Origin of the sequence: Neptunicella plasticusilytica (assembly GCF_047922965.1) — a bacterium.
GTDB classification, from domain to species: Bacteria; Pseudomonadota; Gammaproteobacteria; order Enterobacterales; family Alteromonadaceae; genus Neptunicella; species Neptunicella plasticusilytica.
Map to the genome: position 1 here is coordinate 1,886,300 of NZ_CP150481.1, position 26,925 is coordinate 1,913,224.

At 46.9% G+C, this 26,925-nt stretch carries 22 protein-coding genes; 18 read left to right on the forward strand and 4 right to left on the reverse strand.

What is annotated here, in order from left to right; translation table 11 throughout:
- The first annotated feature begins 19 nt into the window (after positions 1–19).
- From V1467_RS08245 to V1467_RS08285, 9 genes are all read left to right on the forward strand, one after another.
- A complete protein-coding gene (locus V1467_RS08245; RefSeq protein WP_416308315.1) occupies positions 20–343 on the forward strand; it encodes a hypothetical protein in 324 nt (107 codons plus the stop codon).
- A gap of 4 nt (positions 344–347) precedes the next feature.
- A complete protein-coding gene (locus tag V1467_RS08250) occupies positions 348–641 on the forward strand; it encodes a YeaC family protein (RefSeq protein WP_416308316.1) in 294 nt (97 codons plus the stop codon).
- Positions 631–3,405 carry a DUF349 domain-containing protein gene (locus V1467_RS08255; protein ID WP_416308317.1) on the forward strand — a complete coding sequence of 925 codons (2,775 nt, stop codon included), beginning with the start codon at positions 631–633 and terminating at the stop codon, positions 3,403–3,405. The genes V1467_RS08250 and V1467_RS08255 overlap by 11 nt, the downstream gene beginning before the upstream one ends.
- A gap of 532 nt (positions 3,406–3,937) precedes the next feature.
- Positions 3,938–4,702: a class I SAM-dependent methyltransferase gene (locus tag V1467_RS08260; protein WP_416308318.1), complete on the forward strand. Its 765-nt coding sequence runs from the start codon at positions 3,938–3,940 to the stop codon at positions 4,700–4,702.
- A gap of 234 nt (positions 4,703–4,936) precedes the next feature.
- Positions 4,937–5,434 (forward strand): hypothetical protein, encoded by a 498-nt coding sequence (locus tag V1467_RS08265; RefSeq protein WP_416308319.1) that lies wholly within the window; start codon positions 4,937–4,939, stop codon positions 5,432–5,434.
- 44 nt (positions 5,435–5,478) lie between these two features.
- Positions 5,479–6,054 carry an AAA family ATPase gene (locus tag V1467_RS08270; RefSeq protein WP_416308320.1) on the forward strand — a complete coding sequence of 192 codons (576 nt, stop codon included), beginning with the start codon at positions 5,479–5,481 and terminating at the stop codon, positions 6,052–6,054.
- Positions 6,044–7,084, forward strand: coding sequence for a serine hydrolase domain-containing protein (locus V1467_RS08275; protein WP_416308321.1), 1,041 nt, complete (start codon positions 6,044–6,046; stop codon positions 7,082–7,084). Before V1467_RS08270 ends, V1467_RS08275 begins: the two co-directional genes overlap by 11 nt.
- Before the next feature lie 260 nt (positions 7,085–7,344).
- A complete protein-coding gene (locus V1467_RS08280; protein WP_416308322.1) occupies positions 7,345–8,937 on the forward strand; it encodes an MFS transporter in 1,593 nt (530 codons plus the stop codon).
- Positions 8,938–8,946: 9 nt separating this feature from the next.
- The gene (locus V1467_RS08285; protein WP_416308323.1) at positions 8,947–10,131 is read left to right on the forward strand and encodes an acyl-CoA dehydrogenase; all 1,185 of its coding nucleotides are present in this window, start codon (positions 8,947–8,949) and stop codon (positions 10,129–10,131) included.
- Between the two features lie 3 nt (positions 10,132–10,134).
- Here V1467_RS08285 and V1467_RS08290 read toward each other — a convergent pair whose 3' ends face one another.
- Both V1467_RS08290 and V1467_RS08295 read right to left on the reverse strand, forming a co-directional pair.
- Complete coding sequence (locus tag V1467_RS08290) at positions 10,135–10,746, reverse strand: DNA-J related domain-containing protein (RefSeq protein WP_416308324.1); 612 nt, start codon at positions 10,744–10,746, stop codon at positions 10,135–10,137.
- A gap of 33 nt (positions 10,747–10,779) precedes the next feature.
- Positions 10,780–11,232, reverse strand: a complete 453-nt coding sequence (locus tag V1467_RS08295; protein WP_416308325.1) for an Lrp/AsnC family transcriptional regulator — start codon at positions 11,230–11,232, stop codon at positions 10,780–10,782.
- A gap of 154 nt (positions 11,233–11,386) precedes the next feature.
- Between V1467_RS08295 and V1467_RS08300 the strand changes: the two genes are divergently transcribed.
- Positions 11,387–12,049 carry a glutathione S-transferase family protein gene (locus V1467_RS08300; protein WP_416308326.1) on the forward strand — a complete coding sequence of 221 codons (663 nt, stop codon included), beginning with the start codon at positions 11,387–11,389 and terminating at the stop codon, positions 12,047–12,049.
- A 63-nt stretch (positions 12,050–12,112) separates the two neighbouring features.
- On the opposite strand, the gene tal is transcribed toward V1467_RS08300, so the two are convergent.
- Complete coding sequence (gene tal / locus V1467_RS08305; RefSeq protein WP_416308327.1) at positions 12,113–13,063, reverse strand: transaldolase; 951 nt, start codon at positions 13,061–13,063, stop codon at positions 12,113–12,115.
- A gap of 266 nt (positions 13,064–13,329) precedes the next feature.
- On the opposite strand from tal, the gene V1467_RS08310 reads away from it, so the two are divergent.
- From V1467_RS08310 to V1467_RS08345, 8 genes are all read left to right on the forward strand, one after another.
- Complete coding sequence (locus V1467_RS08310) at positions 13,330–14,997, forward strand: ribulokinase (protein ID WP_416308328.1); 1,668 nt, start codon at positions 13,330–13,332, stop codon at positions 14,995–14,997.
- A complete protein-coding gene (locus V1467_RS08315) occupies positions 14,994–15,686 on the forward strand; it encodes an L-ribulose-5-phosphate 4-epimerase (protein WP_416308329.1) in 693 nt (230 codons plus the stop codon). The genes V1467_RS08310 and V1467_RS08315 overlap by 4 nt, the downstream gene beginning before the upstream one ends.
- A gap of 93 nt (positions 15,687–15,779) precedes the next feature.
- The gene (gene araA / locus V1467_RS08320; protein ID WP_416308330.1) at positions 15,780–17,285 is read left to right on the forward strand and encodes an L-arabinose isomerase; all 1,506 of its coding nucleotides are present in this window, start codon (positions 15,780–15,782) and stop codon (positions 17,283–17,285) included.
- 105 nt (positions 17,286–17,390) lie between these two features.
- Positions 17,391–17,999 carry an HAD family hydrolase gene (locus V1467_RS08325; RefSeq protein ID WP_416308331.1) on the forward strand — a complete coding sequence of 203 codons (609 nt, stop codon included), beginning with the start codon at positions 17,391–17,393 and terminating at the stop codon, positions 17,997–17,999.
- A 209-nt stretch (positions 18,000–18,208) separates the two neighbouring features.
- On the forward strand, positions 18,209–19,075 hold the full coding sequence (locus V1467_RS08330) for a hypothetical protein (protein WP_416308332.1): 867 nt from the start codon (positions 18,209–18,211) through the stop codon (positions 19,073–19,075).
- A gap of 19 nt (positions 19,076–19,094) precedes the next feature.
- The gene (locus tag V1467_RS08335; protein ID WP_416308333.1) at positions 19,095–20,174 is read left to right on the forward strand and encodes an aldose epimerase family protein; all 1,080 of its coding nucleotides are present in this window, start codon (positions 19,095–19,097) and stop codon (positions 20,172–20,174) included.
- 40 nt (positions 20,175–20,214) lie between these two features.
- Positions 20,215–22,155, forward strand: coding sequence for a glycoside hydrolase family 97 catalytic domain-containing protein (locus V1467_RS08340; protein WP_416308334.1), 1,941 nt, complete (start codon positions 20,215–20,217; stop codon positions 22,153–22,155).
- Positions 22,156–22,171: 16 nt separating this feature from the next.
- Positions 22,172–24,085, forward strand: coding sequence for a family 43 glycosylhydrolase (locus tag V1467_RS08345; protein ID WP_416308335.1), 1,914 nt, complete (start codon positions 22,172–22,174; stop codon positions 24,083–24,085).
- 326 nt (positions 24,086–24,411) lie between these two features.
- Here V1467_RS08345 and V1467_RS08350 read toward each other — a convergent pair whose 3' ends face one another.
- Entirely contained in the window at positions 24,412–26,925 is a 2,514-nt protein-coding gene (locus V1467_RS08350) for a glycosyl hydrolase family 95 catalytic domain-containing protein (RefSeq protein WP_416308336.1), read from the reverse strand.

Below are 26,925 nucleotides of genomic sequence, written 5' to 3' on the forward strand. Positions count from 1 at the left end.
ATCGTAAATGGAGTCGCGCATGGCGTTAATTAATTGTCCTGCTTGCAACAAGAAAATTTCGGATAAAACCAAGTTATGCCAGCACTGTGGGGTGGCCTTTGATCAGGTTGATGAAGAAGACGTGCGTCGCAAAGCGGCGCTGCGTAAAAGTCAGCAATTGCAAAGCGTCAATACCCAGTCGATCATCGCCATTTTGATGATTGCCGGTGGTGCCTGGTTTGCATTGCAGGATAATGTCGATAAAGAGTCGCTGGAGTATCAGATTGCTGTTGGATGCGCCGTTGGCGGATTCTTCTGGGCGATTGTTAACCGGGTTCGTATTGTATTTTTAAAAAGGTCGTAACAGTATGTCGATGCAAACCTTAGTCAATGCTATGTCGCCGGAAATTTACCAGCGTTTGTTACAAGCGGTAGAAACAGGTAAATGGCCGGATGGTTCAGTACTCAGCGAAGAACAACGCGACAATAGCTTGCAGGCAGTGATGTTGTATCAGGCTAAAGTATTGAAGTCGGATGAACATATGTCGGTCGGTGAAGATGGCCAGATCGTGCATAAGTCACGGCAGCAGCTAAAACAGGAAATGGCCCAACAGGCCTATAACTCTAATCCAATAATGCGATTCAATTCGGATGATATTTAAATCTTTCCTTACCCCAAAGTATAAGAACAAGGATCCCAAGGTCAGGCTCAGTGCTATCGCCGGTTTGTCACCACAGGATCCGGAAGATAAAACCCATTTGCACGAGCTGGCCTTTAACGATGCCAACACGCAAGTCCGTCTGGCTGCATTGCACCGCCTTAACCAGTTTGTGTTGTGGTGGAAAATGGCCGAGACCGACAGTAACGCCCAAATTAAAAAGCAGGCTTACCAGATTGTCGAACAGCAACTGTTGGCTACCGAGCCTGACTTGTTGACCACAAAAGAGCGTAACCAGTTTATTAAGGAATGTACTAATAATGCATTGCTGGAAAAAGTCGCGCGCCAGAGTGATAACGCCAGTTTGGTGCTGGAAATATTGACTCGCCTGAATCGGCCGCAACTAAACAAACAAATATTTTTTGCCACCGATAATGCCGATGTTCAACTCGCGTTGCTGGATCAGTTTGATGATATCGCCAGCCTGCTTAAAGTGCTTAAAAAAGCCTCCAGCGCACATGTGCGAGAGTTGGCGGAACAAAAACTGCAACAGCAGGAACAGCAACAGCAGCGCCGTCAGGTTGTTGATCGCCAGACTCGTCTGGTACTAGCCAAACTGGCGGCGTTGGTTGATAGTCCGGAGTACCAGGTGTTACTGGAAGGTCAAACCCAGCTCAACAGTGAGTTTGAAACCTTGCAGCAGCAATTCGATTTGTTAGAAAAAGCGCAAGCCGATGAGTACCTGGGCAAACATCAGCAAATCCAGCAAAGCCTGAAAAATCGTCTGGTGCGTCTGTATCCCGAATGGCATAAAGAGCAGCAACAGCAAGCTGCATTACAAGCCGATGCCGATAAGCTGGCGATTATTACCGATGTTATTGGTGAGGTAGACAGCGCGCTGAATACCGATCTTGAGCAAATCAGTCAAGTACAAAGCCAGCAATGGTCACAACAACTCAGTGATTTCCGACCGCAGTTGATGCAAATGGGCAGTCAGGCCGCACAACAATATTTAAAACGAATAGAGCAGTTACAGCAACAATTGGCTGACCTTGAGCAGATTAAACAAGCCAGACAACAGGCAACACAATATTTACAGACCTTGAAAGACTTGGTCTTGCCGGAAAATATTGAACAGTGGTTAGCGATTAAAGCCGAGTTTGACAAAGTTAAGCAGCAATGGCGCCAGTTGCAACACAATATACCCAGAAGTTGGCTGGGCGAGGTGAGTCATCAATGGCATGATGTTGTTGCTCAATGGAACAAAACCATTCGTGGGCTGGAAACTGATATTAATCAGCAACTGGATGACGCCCGTCAGCAGCTATTCAAATTTGATCGTCTGATCCAGGCCGGTAAATTTCATGGTGCAATGGCATTGCATCGTAAACTCAGTGCCGCAGTACAGCAATTGCCGGAAACCTATAGACAAAAAATTCAGTCCAAACTGGATAATGCCACCCAGGAAGTAGAAAAACTGCAGGACTGGCAAGCCTATATCGCCGCACCACGTAAACCGGAATTGTTGCAACAAGTCCAGGCGTTGGCGGAACAGCCCAAACCGGTCAAGGAACAGGCCGAACTGGTTAAACAATTACGTCAGGACTGGAACAGTCTGGGCAAACTAAATACTGAGGAAGACGACGCTCAAAATCAGGCGTTTGAAAAATGGAGCGAGCAGGCTTTTCAGCCTTGTCGTGAATATTATCAGCAACAGGAAAAAATCCGTAGCGACAACCTGGCGCACAAACAGCAAATCATTGCTGAGTTGCAGCAATTAACCGATGCTGAAATGGACGACGCTGAAAAAGTAAAACAGTTTAATCGTCTTGAGCAGCGCTGGTATAAAACCGGAGAAGTAGACCATAAATTGCGTCAACCCACCGGTAAGCAATATCAGCAGGCTAAAGAACCGCTCAAAGCCATCGCGGCATCTTTCTATCAGGAAAATGAACGGCGTAAACTGCTGCTGATCAAACAAGCTGAACAACTTGATGATGTTGAAGATATTCAACAGGCCATCGAGCAGGCCAAACAGCTACAACAGAAATGGAAAGCTATTGGTTCTGCCGGAAACAAGCAGGACGACAAACTCTGGCAGCAATTCAGGACCTTGAATAACAAGGTATTTGATAAACGTGACGAGCAGCAAGCCCAACAGAAAGCCTCGGAAAAACAGCAGATTACCGAACTGGAAAAATGGCAGTCGGATTGGTCCGGTTTAATTCAGCAATCTCAGGATATCAGCGAGTTGCAGCAACAAGGCCTGCAGTTCCAACAGGATATGCAGAATAAAGTTGCTGAGCTATCCCCGTCCGCGACAAAAAGCTGGCAGGGCAAAATGGATAAACTGCAACAGGCACAGCAGCAACGGATTGAGCAGTTGCAACAGCATGCCGAATTAAATCGCTTTGAGGATTTATTTGCCTTGCTGGCAGATTGGCAACAAGGCGAATTACCTGCAGAGGTTGAGTTGTTACCTAACGCCTGGCAACAGGCGTTACGGGTTAATCATGCCGATGCAGATAAACGGCGTTCATTAACCTTGCAGATGGAAATCTTGCAGGATAAAGACTCACCGGCGGAGGATGAAACTCTACGCAAGGAAATTCAGTTGCAGCTAATGGCCGATAAGCTGCAAACCGGGACCCAGCCAGATTTGGATGAATTACTGACTCAGTGGTTACAATGCGGAGCCGTGTCGCAACAGCAACAACCTTTGTTACAGCGGTTAAAAGCGGTGTATTTGGCTTCGCCAAATCGTTAATTTGCTGGCTGCGCTAACTACAACGGTGTCATTCCGGCAGGCTTTTGGGCCGGAATCCAGTATCAATATTGGCTGCGCCAACACGGCATCCATGCCTTTTTTCGTGCCGCATCCCTGCGGCTCAACCCCTTTTGGAAACACCCAAAAGGGGGAAAGGTGTTCCACTCCACTAACTTGCTTGATCCTTAAACGGCTATACTTGTTTTATCGAACCGGCGCGATGTAGCATCCTGCTAGGTGCGCGCCTTGCCCGGACGTCCGTGTCCGGACGTTCGAACAAGTCTCGCCGTTTCAGGGCAAGTTAGAGTCGTTGATTAACAACAAGACCGTTCATCCTGACCCTTCGACAAGCTGGAGCTAGAAGCTGTCGAAGGATGAATGCGACCAGCCTAAATCACGTCATACCCGCGAAGGCGGGTATCCAGATATTTGGCCTTCTTTATCCTTAGTATTCGAGTTAGGTTGAACACTGAACTCATTGATTTAATTAACTTTGCAGAGTAACGTTAACTAAATTAAAGAGGGAACCTAAATGAAATTTCTAACTGTAAAAACACTATTAACCATTGGCGTCCTATCGCTAAGTGCACTCGGACAGAGCAGTTTTGCCTCAGAAAATGCAATTAAATCTGCTATTGATAATCCGCAGAGACCTCAAACCGATCGTGACAAGGATGATAAAAGACAGCCGCAACAGATCATCGAGTTTTTTAAGGTGCAACCTGCCACAACGGTATTAGATGTGCTGGCAGGTAGCGGTTATTACTCGGAAATTTTGTCACGGGTAGTGGGCGAGCAAGGCAAAGTGATTATCCATAACGACAAACATTTCTTAAAATACTACGGTGAAAACCTGTCTAAACGGCTGGAGGACGGAGACCGATTAGCCAATACCGTACGTATGGATATTTCGCTGAATGATCTTGAATTGGAAGAAAACAGCGTCGATACCATTTTCCTTATTCTGGGTTATCACGATTTCTTTTACATTATGAGCGAAGCTGAGAAGATCAACGTCACCAAGGTGTTAGCCAAATTCAAAAAATTCCTGAAACCGGATGGTATTATCGGCATTGTTGATCATGAAGCCATGGTTGGCGCACCCAGCAGTGTAGGCGGTACCTTGCATCGAATTGATCCGGCCATTGTTAAAAGCCAAATGGCTGAAGCTGGATTTACTCTGGATGGTGAACTACCCATATTGCAAAACAACACCGACGATAAGTCGCAAAAAATATGGGATATCCCCGGCGGCATGACAAGCCGTTTTGTATTGCGGTTTAAGAATAATAAATAGCGAATATTTACTTATCGCAAAGGGTATAAAACCCAAGCCGTTCGTCCTGAACTCGAGGAAAGAGTAGTCGAAGGATGAAGTCGCTATTTTCACTGGGTGTCATACCCGCGAAGGCAGGTATCCAATATCTTGCAGGTAAAATCGTTGTCCTTTTATTCACTCAATAGCAATACTGCCTGTAACAAATTGATTTTATTTTTGAGACAACACAACAACAATAGAAAGGAAGCCGATATGGAATTATTACCATTACTACAAGCGTTAGGAATCAATATCACTGCAGGAGCCATCCTTGAAATCATTAAATCTTGGGCAAATGACGAGATTAATGATGAAGAACTCAAGAAACAACTTGAAAATCAAATCCTTATCGAGGGAGCGACGATTAAAGCCGAAGATGTCATAAACGCACTTGCAGAAAATGGCTTTATTACAATATCTGATTCTCACCTTCATGCAGAAAAATGCATATTGTTAGGGAGTATTGACGGTATAGCAATCTTAGGTAGTGACAGCAAATTAACAACTAAAGCCACTTCAGTTGAGACTAGCGGTAATGGACAGGTACAAACTCAAGGTAATGCACATGTCCAGCAAACAGAAGGTTCGATTTCAATCGTAGCTGGCCCAGGTGGTTCAGCTGTTATTTCTTCAGGCAGTGGTGGTTCTGTATCAATAACAGCCGGTAAAAAAACAAATATAACAACAATCAACAGGACCAATAAAGCTTAGCAGCTTTATTGGTCCTGTTGCCAGCGTTGTAAGTAGGAAGTGACTTGAACAATCCAGATTTCTATATAATCACTGGCGCTTCGGGAGCGGGAAAATCCACACTCATTGCGGCGTTGCGTGAGCTTGGGCATTCCACCGTACCTGAAGCTGCTCTAGAAGTGATGCGAGCGCATCCGAAATACAGCGGCAAACTCATCCCGCCTTCTGACCGTGCGGTATTTATGGAAAAAGTTTTGGATCGCAGCATCCTGGATCACGAAGCAGCGCAATCAATGAAGCCACCAGTGTTCTTTGATCGTGGTATTCCCGAATGGTTACGATTTGTGGAACGAGATGTAAAACTTCGCTACATGGCAGCATCACAGTGCAGTTATGCTGGTACCGTGTTCTTAGCTGAACCTTGGCCTGAGATATACGTCAACGATAATGAACGCATTGCAAGCTTTGAACGGGCTGCGCGTTCATATGACCAAACTGTGTCGGCGTATATTGAAGCAGGGTTCAAGACTTGCGTAATTCCCAAAGTATCAGTTCATGAGCGAGCAGTATTTATCCTAGAGCGGGTGGGTGAATGCACGATGCGTGAACCTAACATTGAACTTATCACAAATGAAAAATAAACAACGTACCGTCTGGATCCTACGAATTATTGCGGCGATTGTAACCATTGCTAGCGTCGTTATTTTTGCCCCCTGGCAGGCGGCTTATCTGTATTTAAAACCACTGCCGGATACGGTTCAGCAAGAAGTCGACAATGCAATAGATTATGATCTGGATGGTATGGTGGTTTATGTGGGTAAAAAAGGCCAGCCACCGGCGTTTTATACCGCGGGATGGAAGGATCGCGACAAGCAAATACCTGCCGACCCGCAAGGGCTATTTAAAATTGCCAGTATTAGCAAATTATACGATGCGGTTGCTATTACCAAACTGGTTCACAACAAGCGTTTGTCGCTGGATAAAACCCTGGCTGATTATTTTCCGGAGCTGATAGGGCGAATTGACAATGCCGATAAAATTACCCTGAAATTGATGGTGCAGCATCGCAGTGGTATTCCTAATTTCACTGATTCACCGAACTATTGGCAACATCCTGCTCAAAGCAGTCAGCAAGCGTTAGAGTTAATACTGGATTTGCCAGCCAATTTTAAACCGGATGAAGATTATGAGTATTCAAACACCAATTATTTGTTGCTCTCCGAGCTGATCGAAAAAGTAACGGGGCTTAGCAAGTTTCAATATATCAAAGAGAAAATCCTGATCCCACTTGGGCTTACCCATACTTTTGGCTCCATTCATGACGTGGATATGGACGATGTGATAAGTGGCTATTACGTTGGTATTGATGAAGATATAAAGACGGCCGATTACAGCTCAATGCTAGCAACGGCAGAGGATGTAGGGCGGTTTTTACGTGCCTTGAACGATGGCTCGGTATTTGATGATCCGGAGGAACAGGCAATTTATTCCTCCATTTATGTTTATGAACATACCGGTCTGGTTCCCGGCTATCAGAGCTTTGCAAAATACCACCAGGATATCGATACGGTTGTGGTCGAGTTTGTGAATACCACCAATTTTAGTGGTGATACCTGGATCCTGTCGGAAGTGGTTTTTAACCGTATTGGCCGAATTTTACATGAACAATAATATCCATTTTGTCGAGTATTCAATAGGTTAAATAGTTCAATCCTTATCCCCATATGTGTTACCGGAAAATGTATTGCAAATCGAAACACCGTATTGGTGGATTAACAGAGACAAAATGCCAATCTGCTAATTTGATTTATGCCAAGGTTTTTTCAAATAACGGGTTTTTTACCTTGTTTATGGCTTTTTATGCTGGCCTGTTTTTGTGTAATTCGGTTCAATAGGGGATTGGATCAAGTTGTTGTCAGGATTATCTATTCGTGCAGGTTAAAGCCTATTCTTTTCATCACCCGTTAGCGTTCTGGATCGGTTGTGTATTTATCACACTGGGCGTGTTATCCCATATTCCCATGTTTGTACATGCATCACATATGCATTACCGCATGGTGGGTATGCCAATGGATAACACCATGTTGACCGGTATGGCCCTTATTCCGGTGGGGTTGCTGCTAGCCTGCTATGGTCTGATGCCGCGATTGGCGTTATTGCGTGAAGATAACTGCATTGCGGCTATTCATTTTCATGTGGCAGATAACTGCCCGCTTAACTGGCAACACTGCAAACTGGTAATTGCTCTATTGGTGGCAGTGATTGTGGATGTGATGAAACCGGCTACTTTAGGTTTTGTAATGCCGGGTATGGTGGAAGAATATCAAATCAGTTCCGAATCCATCGGTACCCTGGCGCTGATTGCCCTGACCGGTACTGCACTGGGTTCGATATTGTGGGGACGACTGGCCGATATGCTGGGGCGCCGGGCGGCCATTTTGCTTTCAGCACTGATGTTTATCGGTACCGCAATTTGCGGCGCCATGCCTACCTTCACATGGAACTTAGTCATGTGTTTTTTGATGGGATTATCGGCCGGAGGATTGTTGCCGATTACTTTTACCCTTATGGCAGAAATGATCCCGGCTCGTCATCGCGGCTGGTTACTGGTTGCATTGGGTGGGCTGGGGACGTCAGCGGGGTATCTGGTGGCCTCGGGCGCGGCGGCCATGCTGGAACCTTTATTTAGCTGGCGAATTTTATGGATGCTGGGGTTGCCCACCGGCCTTATTGTGATTGCGCTTAATCGATATATTCCCGAGTCACCGCGTTTTTTGGTAAATGCCGGATTAGGTAAAGAAGCCCGTGCAGTTTTGCAGCAATACAATGGTGAAATAGATAGCAATGATGACGCTGGTGAATCTGAGCCGGATACTGTTTCCAGCGGCTTGTATCGCACGATGATCGGTTCGTATTCTGGTATTACAACGGGTTTGTTGGGCGTTGGTGTGGCGTGGGGAGTGGTCAACTTCGGCTTTTTACTCTGGTTGCCAACCAATTTACGCGACATGGGTATGAGCGCCGAAACCACCAATGGCTTGTTAGCCGAATCCGGTTTTTTTGCTTTACCGGGGATAGTGGCGGTGATCTGGCTTTACCATCATTGGAGTAGCGTTAAAACACTGGTGCTGTTTGTTGGTTTAACCGCCGCCAGTCTGATGTTGTATTGTGTGTTTGAGCTGGCCGGTATGTTAACCAGTTCATTGATTATTTTTTCCACCGCCTGTTTGCTGATCAGCTCGTCCGGCGTGATTGCGATGTTAATTCCCTATGCGGCAGAAATTTATCCGGTACATTTGCGCGGCTCCGGTGCCGGCATTGTGGCGGCAAGTTCCAAGTTTGGTGGTATTCTGGGGGCCGCATTAGGGGTGATGGGGTTGTTTGCCAATCTGGCATTATCGGCGTTAGTTATCGCTTTGCCTCTTGTGCTGTTTGGGCTGCTATTGTTAAAAAGTGGCATCGATACACGTGGACGACGGCTGGAAGATATTCATGCCGATTTTGTAAATAAAGCCAATCTATAAGAGGGTGTTATGGCAGGAACTGAATTAGCCTGTTGGGACGATATATTATTGCTCAATGACCAGTTATCCGAAGACGAGCGTATGGTGCGTGATATGGCGCACGACTTTTGTCAGCAACAGCTGATGCCCGGTATTTTAATGGCTAATCGGCATGAACAATTTGATCCGGCTATTATGCGCCAGTTTGGTGAAGTAGGGCTGCTAGGTGCGACTATCGACGGTTATGGTTGTTCCGGGGTTAATTACGTGACTTACGGTTTGGTCGCACGCGAAGTCGAGCGGGTAGATAGCGGCTATCGCAGCGCCATGAGTGTACAGTCGTCACTGGTAATGCATCCGATTTACCAGTTTGGCAGCGAGGCACAAAAACAGAAATATTTACCCAAGCTGGCCAGCGGTGAACTGATCGGCTGTTTCGGGCTAACCGAACCGGACAGTGGTTCCGATCCGGCCAGCATGAAAACCCGCGCCAAAAAGGTCGATGGCGGTTATCGTTTAACGGGTTCGAAAATGTGGATCACTAATTCGCCGATTGCCGATGTGTTTGTGGTGTGGGCCAAAAACGAGGCCGAAGATAACCAGATTTGTGGTTTTGTGCTGGAAAAAGGCATGCAGGGGTTGAGCGCCCCCAAAATCGAAGGCAAGTTGTCGCTACGCGCGTCGATTACCGGCGAAATCGTGATGGATAACGTATTTGTGCCGGATGAAAATATGTTTCCTGAAGTGCGGGGTTTAAAAGGGCCGTTCAGTTGTCTGAATATGGCGCGTTATGGTATTTCCTGGGGCGCACTCGGTGCTGCTGAATTCTGCTGGTTTGCAGCCCGTCAGTACGGACTGGATCGTAAACAGTTTGGCAAACCCTTGGCCCAAACCCAGTTATTTCAAACCAAACTGGCCAATATGCAAACCGAGATCAGTCTGGGATTACAAGCTTCGTTACGTGTTGGTCGTCTGATTGATAATGGTAATTGGGATCCGGCGATGATCTCGCTGGTTAAACGCAATAACTGCGGCAAGTCACTGGATATAGCCCGCGCTGCTCGCGATATGCACGGTGGTAACGGCATTGCCGACGAGTTTCATGTGATTAGACATATGATTAATCTGGAAACCGTTAATACCTACGAAGGCACCTATGATGTCCACGGACTGATTCTGGGCAGGGCCCAAACGGGATTGCAGGCGTTTTTCTAGAGCTTAGTTGCAGTGGTATTTGAGGCGTTGATAAGCCTGATGCAGTTTCTGCGTGTACTCCGTTTCGCCACCTTTATCCGGATGGTGTTGATGCAGCAAACGGCGATATTGTTGCTTTAATTCTGCAGGGGAATGGTGCTCATGTATTTCAAGTATTTTTCGGGCTTTATCTATATTAAAACTATCGTCTATATTGTTTACCGGTAATCCCCCCAGCTTTTTCCAGAAACTGTCTAGCAGGTTTTCCACTTGTTGCTGATCGGTAGCCGTGAAGTTATTCCAGTCCAGATAGTACTCACGCAATGTATCCTGTTGTTGTAATCCGGCTTGACCCGCAGTCCAGCGATGCATTCTAATATTTGAATAATGTATTTCGAGATTTGACCAATGACTCGCCAGCCACTGCTCACGTATTTCATATAACGCGTTAAATAACAAAAAGTGAGTTTGAAACGTCATTAATGGATCCGACATCAGATTGTCGCTATAAAATGCGTAGGGCGGCTTTTTGAGTATTTGGAGCAAATCATATTCAGATATGCCGTCAGAATATTGTGGCAATATATCAATTAGATAATGCTGAAGCTGTTGGCGGTGATCTTGTATATTTTTCACATCAGCAAGTCTCGAGTATTTTTATATTTATCGTTATATGGGAATAGTTAATCCGACTTTTACATTCTCCATCGCCACCGTTGAACGAAATTTTTGAATGTTGCTATCGCCATGAAATAATCTGTGGGTCAGTTTTTCATATTCCAGCATGTTTTTACAGGTGATAATTACAATAAAATCGGCGTCGCCGGTTACATAGTAACATTGCTGCACATGGTGGTTATCAAGCATTCTACGTTTGAAATTATGGATAATATCTGCCGAACCCTGTTTGATGGTCACTTCAACAATAATGGTGACATAGCTATCAAACTCTACAGGGTTTAGTACCGCAATGTCTCTGGCAATGACGCTTGACTGGCGCAACTTTTTTAGTCGACGCTGACAAGCGGTGGCAGACAAGCCCACTTTTAATCCCAACTGCTCAGATGAAATACGGTTATCTTGCTGGAGTTGTTTGAGTATTTTTTTATCCAGAATATCCATAGTAATAAATCCTGCAAATTCTTTAATAAAATGCAGTTTAACACACTTGTAAAGATGCTTATTGCAGCGTTTTGTTGCGCTAACTCGCCTACAATAGCGTTACTCAATCGACTGAATATCTCCTGTCTAAAAGCGGGTAACAAGAGGATGTGATATGACGAGAACCTTATATTCGGGTAATCGCAATGCTTCAAGTTGGGCGTTCCGTGCCTGGTTGGCATTACGTGAACAAAATATCGACTTTAAAGAAATTATCGTGGACATAAGACGCCCGCAACGCTGGAAAAATCTGGCCGATATAGGGTCGTTTTCACCGCCTGCTGCGGTTCCGGTGCTGGTTGATGGGGAGAGTGTTATTTACGATTCGTCTGCCATTATGGAATATGCCAATGAATTGGGCGATGGCTCGCTGTTACCCAAAGATCTAAAACTACGGGCCCAGACCCGATCGCTAGTGGCCTGGCAACATTCAACCTTTGGCAAGGTGTGTGGCTGTTTATCGTTCGAGAGTGCGTTTTACAAACAAAAGAAACAGCCGACAATTAGTGAAGTCAATCAGGCTGCCTGGGTTTATTCTCTTTGGGAAGAATGCTTAATCAAACATGGCGGGCCTTATCTGGTTGGCGACCTGTCGTTGGCAGATATTGCTTTTGTGCCTTCGGTTTTGCGTTTACAAGCACATTGCCCGGTATCTGCCAAATTTCCGCTGACCAAAGCCTGGATGCAGCGTCTGATTGAACGGCCTCATGTACAAGAATGGTTAACCGATGCTTATGCATTAGAACCTATATATTGTGAGGGTTATTACAGCAGTTAAAGATACTTTTTTGTATTTAATATGAATTAACCGCCTGTTAGCAGGCGGTTTTATCGAAGGTTGTCACAAACCTTCAGTCAGCAGTTTTTCCAGCTTCAGCTGGTCTGCGCCAAATTGACGTATCCCTTCAGCCAGTTTCTCGGTTGCCATCTGATCCTGATTCATCTGCCAGCGGAAAGCCTGCTCGGTTAATACCTCGTCCATGCTGGGCAAACTGTCCCCGGCTTGCAAATGCCGGGTTAATGGCTGCTGATTGTCGGCCAGATCATTGAGTAACACCGGGCTGATAGTCAGGCGATCACAGCCCGCCAGCCACTGGATTTGCTGAATATTTCTGAAACTGGCACCCATCACTATGGTGTCGTAGCGATTCTGCTTGAAGTACTGATATATCTGACGTACAGAGATAACACCCGGATCCTTTTCTCCGGTGTAATCCTGCTCGGGGTTGATCTTTTTATACCAGTCCAGAATACGGCCAACAAAAGGAGAAATCAGATATATACCGGCTTCGGCGCAGGCGCGGGTCTGGGCAAATCCAAAAATCAGCGTCAGATTACATTTGACCCCTTGTTGCTCCAGTACCCGGGCGGCATCAATACCTTCCCAGGTGGCAGCTATCTTTATCAGGATCCGTGAGGTATCGGCTCCCGTCTGTTGATACAATGATAATAACTGATGGGCTTTATCAATAGTGGCCTTAGTGTCGAAAGACAGGCGGGCGTCCACTTCGGTGGACACCAGTCCGGGCACTTCATCCAGTAATTGACAACCTATCATGACGGCTAATTTGTCTGCCGCCAAGGTCACCACTTCCTGCCCTTGCTGATGAGTCTTGGCCCACTGTAACGCTTCGTCGGTTAAATGCTGATACTGAATTTGCTCTATGGCTTTTAGCACCAGCGAAGGATTGGTCGTGGCGTCTTGTGGTTGATATTGTTTGATAGCCGCAAAGTCACCAGTGTCGGCGACCACGGTGGTCATGGATTTAAGTTGTTCTAGCTGGTTTGGCATTGTTTCTCTCTTTTATAATATAAAATTAACACACTAAGTCTTTTAGTCAGTTTCAACAGCAATCAACCATCAATCCGGAAAATTTCAGATATTGGCAGTTATTCAATCAAATAAAGGGGTTGAGCATGCTTGTTGTTGATCTTTACGGATGCAGGTCAGGTTAAAGAATATTGCTGGAAATTCTTTACAATTGCTTAATATTGATATTATCATACAAATAAGTTTTGAGAATACTTATCGCTAAGTAAAAATTTAAAAGGTTTTGTATGTCGCGTTATGCACTCGGTCTCGACTATGGTTCCGATTCTGTCAGAGCATTACTGGTTGATACCGACACCGGCCAGGAAGTTGCCAGTCATCTGGAATTGTATCCGAGATGGACGAAGGGCTTGTATTGCCAACCTGACAAGGATCAGTTCAGACAACATCCGCAGGATTATCTGGATAGTTTGCAGCAGGTATTGACCGGACTCTGGCAAAAAGTGCCAGCAAATTGTGCAGACAAAGTCGTTGGTATCAGTATTGATACCACAGGTTCAACGCCGGTTGCGGTGAACAAACAGGGCACGCCTTTAGCATTAACGCCAGAGTTTATTGATAATCCCAATGCAATGTTTGTGCTGTGGAAAGATCATACCGCGATTAAAGAAGCGGCTGAAATTACTGCCGCCGCCAATGCGTCGTCGATTAACTATTTAAAACATATGGGCGGTATATATTCCTCTGAATGGTACTGGGCCAAGGCGTTACATGTGCTAAGACAAGACTCACAAGTCGCACAAGCAGCGTATTCGTGGGTGGAGCATTGTGACTGGCTTACTGCCGAACTGTCTGGTACCACACACCCTGATAACTTTGTTATGGGACGCTGCGCCGCCGGTCATAAACAGATGTGGAATGCCGAATGGGACGGTTTTCCGCCCAACGATTTTTTTACCGGTATCGATCCGCTGCTGGATGGATTAGTCAATACACTGAATGCCGATACTCGGCCTTCGGATCAGGTTGCTGGCTGGCTAACGGCTGAATGGGCAGAACGCCTTGGTTTACCGGTTGGTACACCGGTGGGTTATGGCGCTTTTGACTGTCATATGGGGGCGGTGGCGGCCAGTGTCAAACCCGGCGTATTAACCAAGGTAATGGGGACCTCTACCTGCGATATTACCGTGACCTCCAAACAGCAGCTTGGTGAGCGTTGTGTGAAAGGAATTTGCGGACAGGTGGATGGTTCGGTACTACCCGGCATGATTGGACTAGAAGCAGGACAATCGGCATTTGGTGATCTGTACGCCTGGTTTAAAAACCTGTTGATGTGGCCGGTTCAACATATTTTACCTGCGATTGAGTCTGTTGATCCGTCAACCGCTAATTATTTGGTCGAACAAATTGAACAATCAATTCTGGCTGAGCTATCCCGAGCCGCTGAAGTCTTACCGGTAGGTGGCAGTAAAATTACCGCATTGGACTGGGTAAACGGGCGGCGTACTCCAGATGCCGACCAGTCAGTCAGTATGGCCATCAATGGTTTGAAAATGGGCAGCGAAGCGCCGCATATTTTTCGGGCACTAGTAGAGGCGACCGCCTTTGGATCAAGAGCCATTACCGAACGTTTTCGAGATGAAGGCGTGCCGGTTGAGTCGGTGGTGGTGATTGGCGGCATTTCGAAAAAATCCGATTTTGTTATGCAAACCTGTGCCGATGTGTGGAATTGCCCCATTGACGTGCTGGAAAGCGAGCAAAGTTGCGCCTTGGGCGCAGCCATTTTTGCGGCTGTTGTTGGTGGTGCACATGCCACTGTGGCCGATGCACAAAAAGTGATGGCATCGCCGGTACATAAAACTTATTTACCCAATCCGGATCATGCCAGGCTATATGATAGCTTGTATAAGCGTTACCTATCCTTGGGAGATTATGTCAACGGAGGTGCCGTATGAGTTACAAAGAATTAAAACGTCAGGTGTATGAAGCCAATATGGAGCTGGAACATCGCAATCTGGTGACTTATACCTTTGGTAATGTCTCTCAGGTTGACCGTCAGCAAGGTGTTGTGGCCATTAAACCCAGTGGCGTGCCTTATGCAGATTTAAAAGCCGATGATATCGTGATTGTTGATATGAACAACAACATTGTAGAAGGGCGCTTTAATCCTTCATCGGATACCAAAACCCATACATATCTATATCGTGAATGGGGCGACATTGGTGGTATTACTCATACCCACTCAACCTATGCCACTGCGTGGGCACAGGCACAACAACCGATCCCTTGTTACGGTACCACCCATGCCGATTATGTTTACGGTGAAATTCCCTGCGCAGCAGTGATGAGTGACGAACGTATCGCTAAAGATTACGAAGATGAAACCGGCGCACAGATTGTCGAATGCTTTGGTGAGCGCTCTCCGGCTGAGTCACCGATGATTATTGTCGCCGGACATGCGCCGTTTACCTGGGGCCAAGATGCGGCCAAGTCGGTTTATCACGCTGTGTTGCTCGAGGAAATCGCCAAAATGGCTTATTTGACACGAACCTTGTCACCCTCTGTTGCGCCATTAAAACAGGGCCTGGTCGACAAGCACTATCTGCGTAAACATGGCAAAAATGCCTACTATGGTCAGAAGTGATTTTGCTTATGAAAAGCACAGAATTGATTCAGTTAGAAATTGCAACGGCTATAAATATTGTCGCCGCTACTATCAAAAGTTTAAGAGGAATTTATGAATAAAGTCGCCAATAAAGAAGTTTGGTTTGTTACCGGCTCGCAAGATCTTTACGGACCCAAAGTACTGGCTACTGTTGCTGAGGACAGCAAGGCGATTGTTGCCGGTTTTAATCAATCAGGTCAGTTTCCGGTCGATATCCTGTGTAAACCTACTGTCAAAAGCCCGCAAGAAATTCATCGCGTTTGCCAGCAAGCTAACGCGGATGAAAATTGCGTGGGACTTATTCTGTGGATGCACACGTTTTCGCCGGCCAAAATGTGGATTGCCGGGTTAAACGAATTGCGCAAACCTTTTATGCATCTGCATACGCAGTTCAATGCAAAATTACCCTGGTCAGAGATCAACATGAATTACATGAACACCCACCAGAGTGCTCATGGTTGCCGAGAATTCGGTTTTATCGGCACCCGTATGCGTATCGAGCGTAAAGTGGTGGTGGGTCACTGGCAGAATCCTGACGTGCAAAGCCAGATTGATGACTGGTGCCGGGCGGCATTAGGCTGGGCCGAGAGTCAAACGCTTAAAGTCGCGCGCTTTGGTGACAATATGCGTCAGGTCGCAGTGACCGAAGGTGACAAGGTGGCGGCGCAGATCCAGTTTGGTTACGAAGTACACGGTTTTGGTGTCGGTGCGTTAGCCGAAGTGGTTAATCAGGTATCGGATGCCGATGTGAACGCACAGTTGGACTTGTATACCCAGGATTATGTGGTTTCCGATGAAACGCTTAAAGACAGTGTACTGCGCCAGATGCTGGTGAATGAAGCCAGGCTGGAACTGGGCATGCGCCAGTTTTTAGAGCAAGGTAATTTTAAGGCCTTTACCAACTGTTTTGAAGACTTATACGGTCTGACCGGTTTACCGGGGTTAGCTACCCAGCGGTTAATGTCACAAGGTTATGGTTATGGCGGTGAAGGTGACTGGAAAACCTCGGCCATGCTAAGGATTATGAAGGTGATGGGGCAGGGCCGTAAGGGCGGCAGTTCCTTTATGGAAGATTACACTTATAACTTCCAGGAAGGTGCCGATCAGGTACTTGGCGCGCATATGCTGGAAATTTGTCCATCGATTGCGGCTAAAAAGCCGAGTCTGGAAGTGCATCGGCATACTATCGGGGTTAAATGCGATGTGGCGCGTTTGCTGTTTACTGCAGCACCGGGACCGGCCATTAATGTATCGCCCATTGATATGGGTAACCGTTTCCGGATTTTGATCGCGGAAGTGGATACGGTCGCACCGCCTGCTGATTTGCCGCATTTACCTGTGGCTTCTGCGTTATGGGAGCCTAAACCTAATCTGGCGACCTCCGCAGCGGCCTGGATCCACGCCGGTGGTGCACACCACAACGTATATAGTCAGGCTGTGACAACCGAAATGGTGATGGACTTTGCCGAAATGGCCGGTGTTGAAACCGTCGTTATTGATGAGAATACCAATATCCGTACATTCAAAAATGAATTACGCCAAAACGCGGCTTATTATCATCTAAGCCGGGGACTTTAATGTCTTGGGCGGCAACCGCTATTGGTTGCCGCCGTATACCGCCATCAAGCAACAGCGCTATCCTGTGATGCATTTCCTGTATTTACTGTTAAGGGGTTTTTCTGAATGTTGGATTTAAGCAAATATCAAGGCATTGTATTTGATATGGACGGTACCCTGATTGATTCTATGGGGGCGCATATGCGCGCCTGGCAGCAGGCTTGCGAGGCATTTGGTATTCCTTTCGATCACGACTATATGCACGGCCTGGGCGGCGTACCTACCAAGAAAACGGCTGAAATTCTCAATGATAAATATCAGTTAAATCATAGTCCGGAGGAAGTGGCGAGTCGTAAACGCGACTTCTGGATAGCGATGGGCGAATCTCCCGCCATTATTGAAGAAACCGTGAATGTGCTTAAACACTATCGTGGCAAATTAAAAATCGGCATAGGCACTGGTGCCGAACGTCCTCATGCAGAAAAAATGCTACAGGATACCGGCCTTCTCGATATGGTTGAAACTTTGGTGACAGCTACTGATGTGACCCATGGCAAACCTCATCCGGAAACTTTCCTGACAGTAGCGCGTAATATGGGTATAGAACCACAGTACTGTGTGGTATTTGAAGATACCCAGATAGGTGCTGAAGCTGCAAGCCGGGCCGGAATGGATTGTATTCTGGTGCAAGATGGCCGTATTAATGCACAAGGTTTTTCCCGCTTACCTGTTTAATCACAGTCAATTAATCGAAAAAATAACGACTTTATAAGGTTTAACAACATTTAAGACTTGCAGCTTAACGTAAAATTATAATATAAAAGTATAATAATTGTTCTGGATGGGTGAATAAAATGAAAACGAGTACCAACAGCAGTACACGTCACAATAGCGCACTCCCGCAAACCACGACTGAGCGAATTAATTCACATCGAAGGCACTTTATGCTCAATACTGCACTTGGTGCTTCATGTTTGAGTTTGCTGCCAGCCGCATTAGCCCAGAAAGTTGCGCAGCCTGAATCACTTGGGGTTGGTGGAGGCGTTGGTAGCCCACAATGGCAGTCAGTGGCCTGGTTTAACGGGCATGATCGCCATATTGTCAGCATCCATCCTAATCAACCCGAGCATATTGTGTTACATCAATATGCAGGCAGTCTCAGTGCCAGTCAGATAAAACTGCAACTTGAGCCTGCAGTCAGCCTGTTACTGGAAGGGCAATGTCACTCGGCTAATCCGCGTTTACATCAAGCCCGACAACGGTATTTTCTGACTTTTTGCAGTGGCAGGTCGCTATCTTCAATGCAGGGGTATGTGGCGGTTTCGGATCACCTCAATGGACCTTATCGGTTGCAACGTACTACCCCGATTGCGGCGGCCACAGAATTGTCACTGTTTAATGATCAGCAGGGTGAAACCTATGCGCTGATAAGCGATGGCGAGATGATTGCCGTGACACCTTTTGAGGCTAAAACACAACGCACCGGTAAACGTACGGCGTTATGGCTGACAACAGCCAATAATTCATTGCGGCTGACCAGCCCGGTATTGACGCTATCCCGACAGGGAGTCGTGTTGGCAGCGCTGGATCACACTGGTCAGCAACTGCATCAATATGACAGCGAGAATATCTATACCCAGTGGCAGTCCCGACCACCATTGGCGATCAGTCAGCTAAATCAGTACAGCCCCGCCAGACTGGCTTTTGACTCTCAAGGGCAACTTTGGTCAGCATCAAACGCATTCGATGCGTCCCGATCTTCTTCTGCGCGTGTTGATTTGACACCCTTAACGTCCGTGCAGCGGGCCTGAATTTAATTAGGAAACAAATATGAAAACTTTACCCAGCACCCGTCAGCATCATTATGGGTATTTGGCCGATGGTACTGAAATCACCCTGGTTGAGCTGCGTAACTGCAATGGCATAGAAATCGATATTATTGGTTATGGGGGCATTATCACCCGTTTGTTGACCGCCGATAAAAATGGCCAGTTTACCGACATCGTTCTGGGCCTGGATGATCTGGATAGCTATGTGAAATCCAGCCCCTATTTCGGTGCGTTAATTGGTCGCTATGGCAACCGGATCGCCAAAGGTAAATTCAGTTTACAGGGCAAAACCTATCAGCTGGATACTAATGACGGTGAAAATCATTTACACGGCGGCGTGCAGGGCTTTGATAAAAAAGTCTGGAAGATGGCGCCATTTGTAACCGAACATAGCGCCGGGGTGGTGATGAGTCTGGTTAGTCCCGATGGTGATCAGGGCTATCCGGGTAAGCTCACCACCGAAGTCGTTTATGAACTGACCAATGAAGATGAACTGGATATTCGCTTTAACGCCACTACGGATAAGCCGACTATCGTTAATCTGACCCAGCACAGTTATTTTAATCTGGCCGGTAAGGGCACTATTGTTGATCATCAGTTAATGATTAAAGCCGATAGCATCACACCGGTAGATAAGGGCCTTATCCCCACCGGTGAACTGACTGATGTCGCCAACACGCCGTTTGATTTCAGACAGCTCAAGGCAATAGGTAAGCAGATTAACGAGGACAATCAGCAATTGGCTTATGGTTTGGGATATGATCATAATTTTGTATTGGCGGACAAGGGCAAGGGTGAAATGTCGTTAGCCGCAAGAGTGGTTGAACCCACCTCCGGACGCATTCTGGAAGTGCACTCAGAAGAACCGGCAGTGCAGTTTTATTCAGGTAATTTTCTGGATGGTAGCCTCAGCGGTAAAGGTCGGACTTTTGCTCATCGCAGCGGTTTTTGTCTGGAGCCCCAGCATTATCCCGATTCCCCCAATCATAGTAATTTCCCTTCGACTACCTTGTTACCGGGAGAGACTTATCAAACCCGGATCAGCTACCGGTTTTTGACTACTTCGCAACAATTAAGCTAAATCCCGTTTCAGCGATCTGCCGTGAATTCGGCAGATTGCCATGCAAATTCAAGGAGATCCCATGCAAAAGGCGCTGTTACTTTTTATTTGTCTGTTGTCATTTAGTTTACAAGCTGCCTGGCAGTCAGAGCTTGCAAGTCCAGATAAAAAATTACAGGTCAGGGTGTCGCTCTCAGAGGATGGACAACTGAGTTATCAACTATTCCGTGACCAACAAGCCATTTTACAACCTTCACCGCTGGGCATTGAACTGGATAATCGCCACTTTAAAACGGATCTGAGTTTTGTGTCGGCATCATCCGTTCAACCCATAGATGAGCATTACCGCATGTGGACGGGGAAACAGAAACAGATCCATTATCAGGCCAGCCAACAACGTTTTGATTTTGTCAACGTGCAACAACAGCCTATTAGCGTTGTTTTGCGGATGTCTAATGACGGGCTAGCCTTTCGCTATGAGCTGAATGGGCAAAACAGTAAACTTCATACCGTTACGGCTGAATTAAGCGGTTTTCACTTCTTTGCGCAAACTCGCGCCTGGCTGCAATTTAAAGCCGATGCACAAACCGGCTGGAGTAATACTAATCCCTCCTATGAAGAAAACTACGCGCAGGACATCGCGGTGGGAACACCATCACCTACTCAGGCTGGTTGGGTATTCCCGGCCTTGTTTAAATACAAGGATACCTGGATAGCCTTGTCCGAGACAGGCATGGATGGTCGCTACAGCGGCACTAATCTAGCTCAAAACAGTCAAGACGGACTGTACCGGATACGCTTTCCGGATGGTGCCGAAACGGTCACGCCGGGGCAACACTTACCCCATGTCACATTACCTTACAGTACGCCGTGGCGACTGGTGGTGGTGGGCGATTTAGCCACAGTGACCAATTCTACACTGGGTAGCGATTTAGCTCTGCCTAATCAGTTATCCAACACTGATTTTGTCAAACCGGGTATTGCTGCCTGGAGTTGGGGATTGTTAAAAGACGATGCTACGGTTTATCCGGTACAGAAGCGTTTTATTGATTACGCAGCGGATATGCATTGGCCTTATGTGCTGGTGGATGCGGACTGGGATCAGAAAATCGGTTATCAGAAAATTACCGAACTGGCCGATTATGCGGCGACGAAAAACGTCGGCTTATTACTGTGGTACAACTCGTCAGGTGACTGGAATAAAACGGTTTATAGTCCTAAAAGTGCATTACTGACCCATAAGTCGCGGGTAGCAGAGTTTAGCAAGCTGCAAAAAATGGGGATTAAGGGCGTGAAAATCGACTTTTTCCCCGGTGACGGTGCCTCGGTCATGCAGTATTACCGCGATATTCTGCAAGATGCGGCAACCTATAAATTACTGGTTAATTTCCATGGCGCTTCACTGCCTCGTGGTCTTCAGCGTACCTTTCCCAACTTTATGACAGCCGAAGCGATTAAAGGTCTGGAGATGATTACCTTCTCGCAGGATGTGGCTAACAACGAAGCAACCCATGTTGCCATGTTGCCGTACACCCGCAACCTGTTTGACCCAATGGATTTTACCCCGATGGTGTTGGGCGATATTCCTAATATTGAGCGTAAAACCACTAACGGCTTTCAATTAGCCTTACCGGTGCTGTTTATTTCCGGTATTCAACATTTGGTGACCACACCCGAGCAAATGCAACAGGTGCCTGACTATGTAAAAAACTATCTGCAAAACCTGCCAGGGCAGTGGGATGAAAGCCGTTTTATTCAGGGGTTCCCGGGCAAACTGGCGGTGATAGCCCGTCGCAGCGGGAAAAGATGGTACGTGGCAGGCGTTAATGGAGAACAAACAGACAAACGGCTGACTTTAGACCTGGATTTTATTGGTCAGCGTAGCGGCACATTAATTAGTGATGGCGACAAACCGCGTTCATTTAGCCAGACACAGATAAAAAGTGGCAAGTTAACGGTCAACGTGGGCGCTGCCGCAGGTTTTGTTATTCAATTTAACTAAATATTCGGGAATGATCATGACAGGTTTTATTTCACGTACCTTAAAGCTGATAGGGTTGCTGATGCTATTAGTGTTAGCCGGTTGTACGACGACCGATAACGCCAGCAAAACAGCAAAAGATCACACAATTAATGCTAAAGGCACCTTTACTAACCCATTGTTTCCCAATGGTGCTGATCCCTGGCTGGAATATTGGGATGGCAATTATTATCTGACTACTACCACCTGGACATCCGAACTGGTAATGCGTAAGTCGCCCACTCTGGCCGGATTGGCTGACGCCACGCCGGTAAATGTGTGGTCTGCTACCGATCCCGAACGTTGTTGCAATTTTTGGGCGTTTGAATTTCATCGCCTAAAAGGTCCCGATGGTTATCGTTGGTACATGATGTATACCGCAGGGCAGGACGGTACGCTGGACCATCAGCATCTGAACGTATTGGAAAGCGCCGGTGACGATCCTATGGGACCTTATGAATATAAAGGCGCCATGATGCCTGATTCATGGAATATTGATGGCAACTACTTACAGCAGGGAGAAGATCTGTATTTGATCTATTCCCAATGGCAGGGTGATGAACAACGCAACATTATCGTGCAAATGGATACGCCGTGGAGCTTGAAAGCAGACTCTCCTCATGTGGTGTTAACTCGCCCGGAACTGGACTGGGAAATCAGTGGGCGCAAGGTTACCGAAGGCGCTGAAATTCTGCAGCACAATGGCCGTACCTTTATGACCTATTCTGCCAGTTTCTGCAATACGCCGGACTACAAACTGGGGATGCTGGAACTGGTAGGCGAAGATCCACTTAATCCAGCTGACTGGAAAAAATTCCAGCAACCGGTATTTACCCGTACCGACAGTGTTTTTGGCCCCGGACATAACGGTTTTTTCACCTCACCGGACGGCAGTGAAAACTGGCTGGTGTATCACGGTAACTCGTCGGTAGAGCATGGCTGCAGTTCTACTCGTTCACTACGGGCGCAAAAATTTAGCTGGCATGACGATGGTACGCCTGATTTTGGCAAGCCGGTTACACCAGGCGTGATAGTGGCCCCGCCTTCCGGTGAAGATGGTCCGCTGGTTACGCGCGTTCAGGGCCAACAGTTTGCACTGGTCAATGCCACCAGTGATCTGTGTCTGGATATCCATGCTGATCCTGAAAATAACCGTGCTGTGCAAACCGCCTGTAATTTCAACAATAGTCATTGGGTACTGGATGCCACTGATGAGGGCTTTTATCGTTTAGCCAATGCAGAAGACAGCAAGTTTCTGGAAGTGGCAGATTGCAAAACCACCGCCAACTCTAGCGTGCAGTCATCCGCATGGAAAAACAATGCTTGCCAACAGTGGCAGTTGAGCCAAGGTGAAGATGGGCATACGCTGATCACTAATCGCAATTCAGGATTACCTTTGGCAATTGCTGGTTGTTCTGGCTCCGTCAATCAGGCGGTATTGCAGCAAGGTAATGACAGCGCCTGTAATCAATGGCGTCTGCAGCCCAGCGGTGAGGTGGTGGTATTGAGCCAGCAAAGCGGTAAACCGCTGAGTTTGGCTGGTTGTAGTACCCAAGAAGGCGCCAATATTGAACAACAGGCATGGGCGCATCAAACCTGTCAAAAGTGGCAATTTAGCCATACTGATACCGGTTATTTCCAGTTACATCCCGCTGACGCGCCGCAGCAATGTATCGCCAGTGTAGACGATGCAATTGTACCCGGCGCCAACTTGATTCTGGGCAATTGCGAAGCCAAAACTTCCCAGTGGCGGATAACACCGGTAGCGGGTGGAGGAGTGACTTTAGTTAATCGTTACAGCAAACAGGCAATGGATGTGGCCAACTGCGGATTAGCCGATGGCACTAATATCGCTCAAGGGCCAAATTTAGCTAACCAGTGTCAGGTATTCCATTTACGTTCACCTAAGTAACCCCAACTCGGGATAAGAAATGTCGTTTATATTTACAAAGGGTAAATAATTCAGATAGTTATATTATTCACTCAACCATTGTTGAATAAATAGTTTACTCAATGACGATATTTTTGTGCCTGGCAAGGCGGGGTTTCGTACGTCATAGCGGGCTATGACTAGAAAGCCCAACGCTGCCAAGTGCAAAAAGAGCGTTATTGAGAGGCGTGGCTTATCCCGAGCTGGGGTTAAGTAACCTTGAATGCCGTATAAGTCTTGCCCATAAAACAGGATTGCACTGTCTGCATTGGCAAGCAGTGCAAGCTTGTATGTTACAAGCCAATCTATTATTCACCCCAGATATAACTTTGCCCTGCCTGGGTACTAACATCTATCAGCGATAAATTTGCCAAAGATAGGGTGGGCAAATTCAGATTAGTGTGTTTTAACGGCGTTTTAAGCGTGGGCAATTGATAAAAAGGGTTCGGGTTATCGCCTTGAGCCTTATTAGTGATAATACCTTGAGCTTTTGGCAACGGAGCGTAACTGCCAATGCGCAGATTACCGCCCAAACGGGAGGTGATTCTTAGGTAAGTCACTTTCCCTTGTTGCCATTGCATATCGACGATAAAACCGCCGCGGGCAACAAGGCCTGTTACTTTGCCTTCTGGCCATGCTTGGGGCAAAGCAGGCAAAAGCTGGATACTCCCGTCATGACTTTGCATCAGCATTTCGGCTACCCCTGAGGTGAATCCGAAATTGCCGTCTATTTGAAAAGGTGGATGGGCATCAAACATATTGGCATAGGTACCGCCGGACTCGCCGGAGGTATCGGTGACAAGCTGGATCTGATCCTGAATCAGTTTTAATGCCCGGTTACCGTCAAGTAAACGCGCCCATAAATTGATTTTCCAGTTCATTGACCAACCGGTTGACGGATCACCTCGCTGTTCCAGTGTCACACGTGCCGCGTTAAATAAATCCGGGGTGTGGATAGGGGATATCTGATTGCCTGGATACAGTCCATACAGATGAGATACGTGACGATGGTGATCAGCCGGATCATCCCAGTCGTCCATCCATTCCTGTAACTGATGATATCGGCCTATTTGCATGGGCGGCAGTTTATCAATGATGGCTTGCCATCTTGATGTTGATTGTTGATCCAGTTTGAGGATCTGGGCGGCTTTGATGCTGTGGGTGAATAAGTCGAACAGTAACTGGTTATCCAGGGTTACTCCAGCGGCTATTTTCTTGCCGCTAATCTTGGGGGCGTTTTCCGGTGACATGGAAGGGGAGACTATTAGCCAGCCGGTCTTCTGGTCGGTGATCAGAAAATCTTCAAAAAACTCACAGGCTCCCTTCATTATCGGATAAATACGCACTAAATAGCCTTTATCACCTGAAAATAGATATTTTTGCCACAGGTGTTCTACTAGCCAGGCATTGCTAGTAGGCCAAGCGCCCCATGACCAGTCAACCGCGCCGCTGATACGCCATATGTCGGTATTATGGTGTGCCATCCAGCCTCTAGCACCATACATTTTGCTGGCTGCAATCCGGCCTGTTTCTGACAGTTCAGTAATAAGCTTTACTAACGGCTGGTTCAATTCCGTTAGTTGGGTTGTCTCTGAAGGCCAGTAGTTCATCTCAAGATTGATATTGAGCGTGTATTTACTATCCCAGGGCGGGAGAGAATGGGGGTTCCATATCCCTTGCAAATTGGCCGCCTGGGTACCGGGCTGAGAGGATGAAATCAGCAAATATCGACCAAACTGAAAATACAGGCTGACCAGCGCAGGATCATAACGTTTGGCAAACTCACTGATACGTACATCCGTAGGCTCATTCGCAAACGAGTTGCTGCCAAGATCCAGGGATACCCGGTTAAAATACTGTTGATAGAATTGACTATGCGCCTGTTTGGCCGATTGGTAAGCTGTCTCGGATGAGGTTAACCTGTGTTGTGCTGCCTGCAGATACTGTTCTGCCCGCTTCAGCGCATCGGCACTGATATCGGCATAGTTAACGAAATTGGTGGCAATGGAAACCGCAATCAGTATCTCCGAGGCTGACGAGACAGTTAGCCTATTGCCTTGTTGTGTAATGTTGCCATCGCTGTTAATCACCTTGGCAATATTAGCCAGTTTTACTTGCCCTTTAATACCCTCATGATCGGGAGAGGTTCCTTGCATCAGCAATGTGCCATTGCGCGCATCAATGTTGACCGGCATGGAATTGGGATGTGACAAGGATAAAGATACATTGATTGCGTTTGGCTTGCTGGCGCTGAGATGAATAACTATGACGTTATCTACTAACGAACTGAATATTTCTCGTTTATAGCTGACCTCTCCCACCTGATAATTAACCTTGACCAGTGCGTTGTGCAGATCCAGTTCACGGTAGTAATGGCTATAGTGCCGGTGTCCGGCAAAGTCCAGTTGCAGTGTGCCAGCAGACTGATAGGGCATGCCCTGGGCACCCTGACTGGTGATTGCTTTTTCTGCCATATCTGACGCGCCAGCATAATCACCGGTATTCAGTCGCTGACGTATTTCAGGCAGTGCATCTAGTGCTTTAAGGTTTAAGTTATTATGCGGACCACCAGCCCAGAAGGTATCCTCATTCAGTTGAATGGTTTCGTTCGGAACGCCACCATAGACCATGGCGCCCAGTCGACCGTTGCCTACCGGTAGTGCTTCCTCCCATTGCGATGCAGGCTTGTCGTACCATAGCTTTTGAGCGTCGGTGTTGGCAAAAGACGGCTGCAACCCTGCAAGTAGCAAACAGGACGTGTAAAGTCCTGCCAATACAAGTTTGCCAACAATAGTTGCCGTGCAGCAAAAATAGTTTTTCAT

What these genes read in the sequence shown, in the direction of transcription:
- V1467_RS08245 (WP_416308315.1), top strand. Translation starts at nt 20, where the DNA reads ATGGCGTTAATTAATTGTCCTGCTTGCAACAAGAAAATTTCGGATAAA.
- V1467_RS08250 (WP_416308316.1), top strand. Translation starts at nt 348, where the DNA reads ATGTCGATGCAAACCTTAGTCAATGCTATGTCGCCGGAAATTTACCAG.
- V1467_RS08255 (WP_416308317.1), top strand. Translation starts at nt 631, where the DNA reads ATGATATTTAAATCTTTCCTTACCCCAAAGTATAAGAACAAGGATCCC.
- V1467_RS08260 (WP_416308318.1), top strand. Translation starts at nt 3,938, where the DNA reads ATGAAATTTCTAACTGTAAAAACACTATTAACCATTGGCGTCCTATCG.
- V1467_RS08265 (WP_416308319.1), top strand. Translation starts at nt 4,937, where the DNA reads ATGGAATTATTACCATTACTACAAGCGTTAGGAATCAATATCACTGCA.
- V1467_RS08275 (WP_416308321.1), top strand. Translation starts at nt 6,044, where the DNA reads ATGAAAAATAAACAACGTACCGTCTGGATCCTACGAATTATTGCGGCG.
- V1467_RS08285 (WP_416308323.1), top strand. Translation starts at nt 8,947, where the DNA reads ATGGCAGGAACTGAATTAGCCTGTTGGGACGATATATTATTGCTCAAT.
- V1467_RS08295 (WP_416308325.1), bottom strand. Translation starts at nt 11,232, where the DNA reads ATGGATATTCTGGATAAAAAAATACTCAAACAACTCCAGCAAGATAAC.
- V1467_RS08300 (WP_416308326.1), top strand. Translation starts at nt 11,387, where the DNA reads ATGACGAGAACCTTATATTCGGGTAATCGCAATGCTTCAAGTTGGGCG.
- tal (WP_416308327.1), bottom strand. Translation starts at nt 13,063, where the DNA reads ATGCCAAACCAGCTAGAACAACTTAAATCCATGACCACCGTGGTCGCC.
- V1467_RS08310 (WP_416308328.1), top strand. Translation starts at nt 13,330, where the DNA reads ATGTCGCGTTATGCACTCGGTCTCGACTATGGTTCCGATTCTGTCAGA.
- V1467_RS08315 (WP_416308329.1), top strand. Translation starts at nt 14,994, where the DNA reads ATGAGTTACAAAGAATTAAAACGTCAGGTGTATGAAGCCAATATGGAG.
- araA (WP_416308330.1), top strand. Translation starts at nt 15,780, where the DNA reads ATGAATAAAGTCGCCAATAAAGAAGTTTGGTTTGTTACCGGCTCGCAA.
- V1467_RS08325 (WP_416308331.1), top strand. Translation starts at nt 17,391, where the DNA reads ATGTTGGATTTAAGCAAATATCAAGGCATTGTATTTGATATGGACGGT.
- V1467_RS08330 (WP_416308332.1), top strand. Translation starts at nt 18,209, where the DNA reads ATGCTCAATACTGCACTTGGTGCTTCATGTTTGAGTTTGCTGCCAGCC.
- V1467_RS08335 (WP_416308333.1), top strand. Translation starts at nt 19,095, where the DNA reads ATGAAAACTTTACCCAGCACCCGTCAGCATCATTATGGGTATTTGGCC.
- V1467_RS08340 (WP_416308334.1), top strand. Translation starts at nt 20,215, where the DNA reads ATGCAAATTCAAGGAGATCCCATGCAAAAGGCGCTGTTACTTTTTATT.
- V1467_RS08345 (WP_416308335.1), top strand. Translation starts at nt 22,172, where the DNA reads ATGACAGGTTTTATTTCACGTACCTTAAAGCTGATAGGGTTGCTGATG.
- V1467_RS08350 (WP_416308336.1), bottom strand. Translation starts at nt 26,925, where the DNA reads ATGAAAAACTATTTTTGCTGCACGGCAACTATTGTTGGCAAACTTGTA.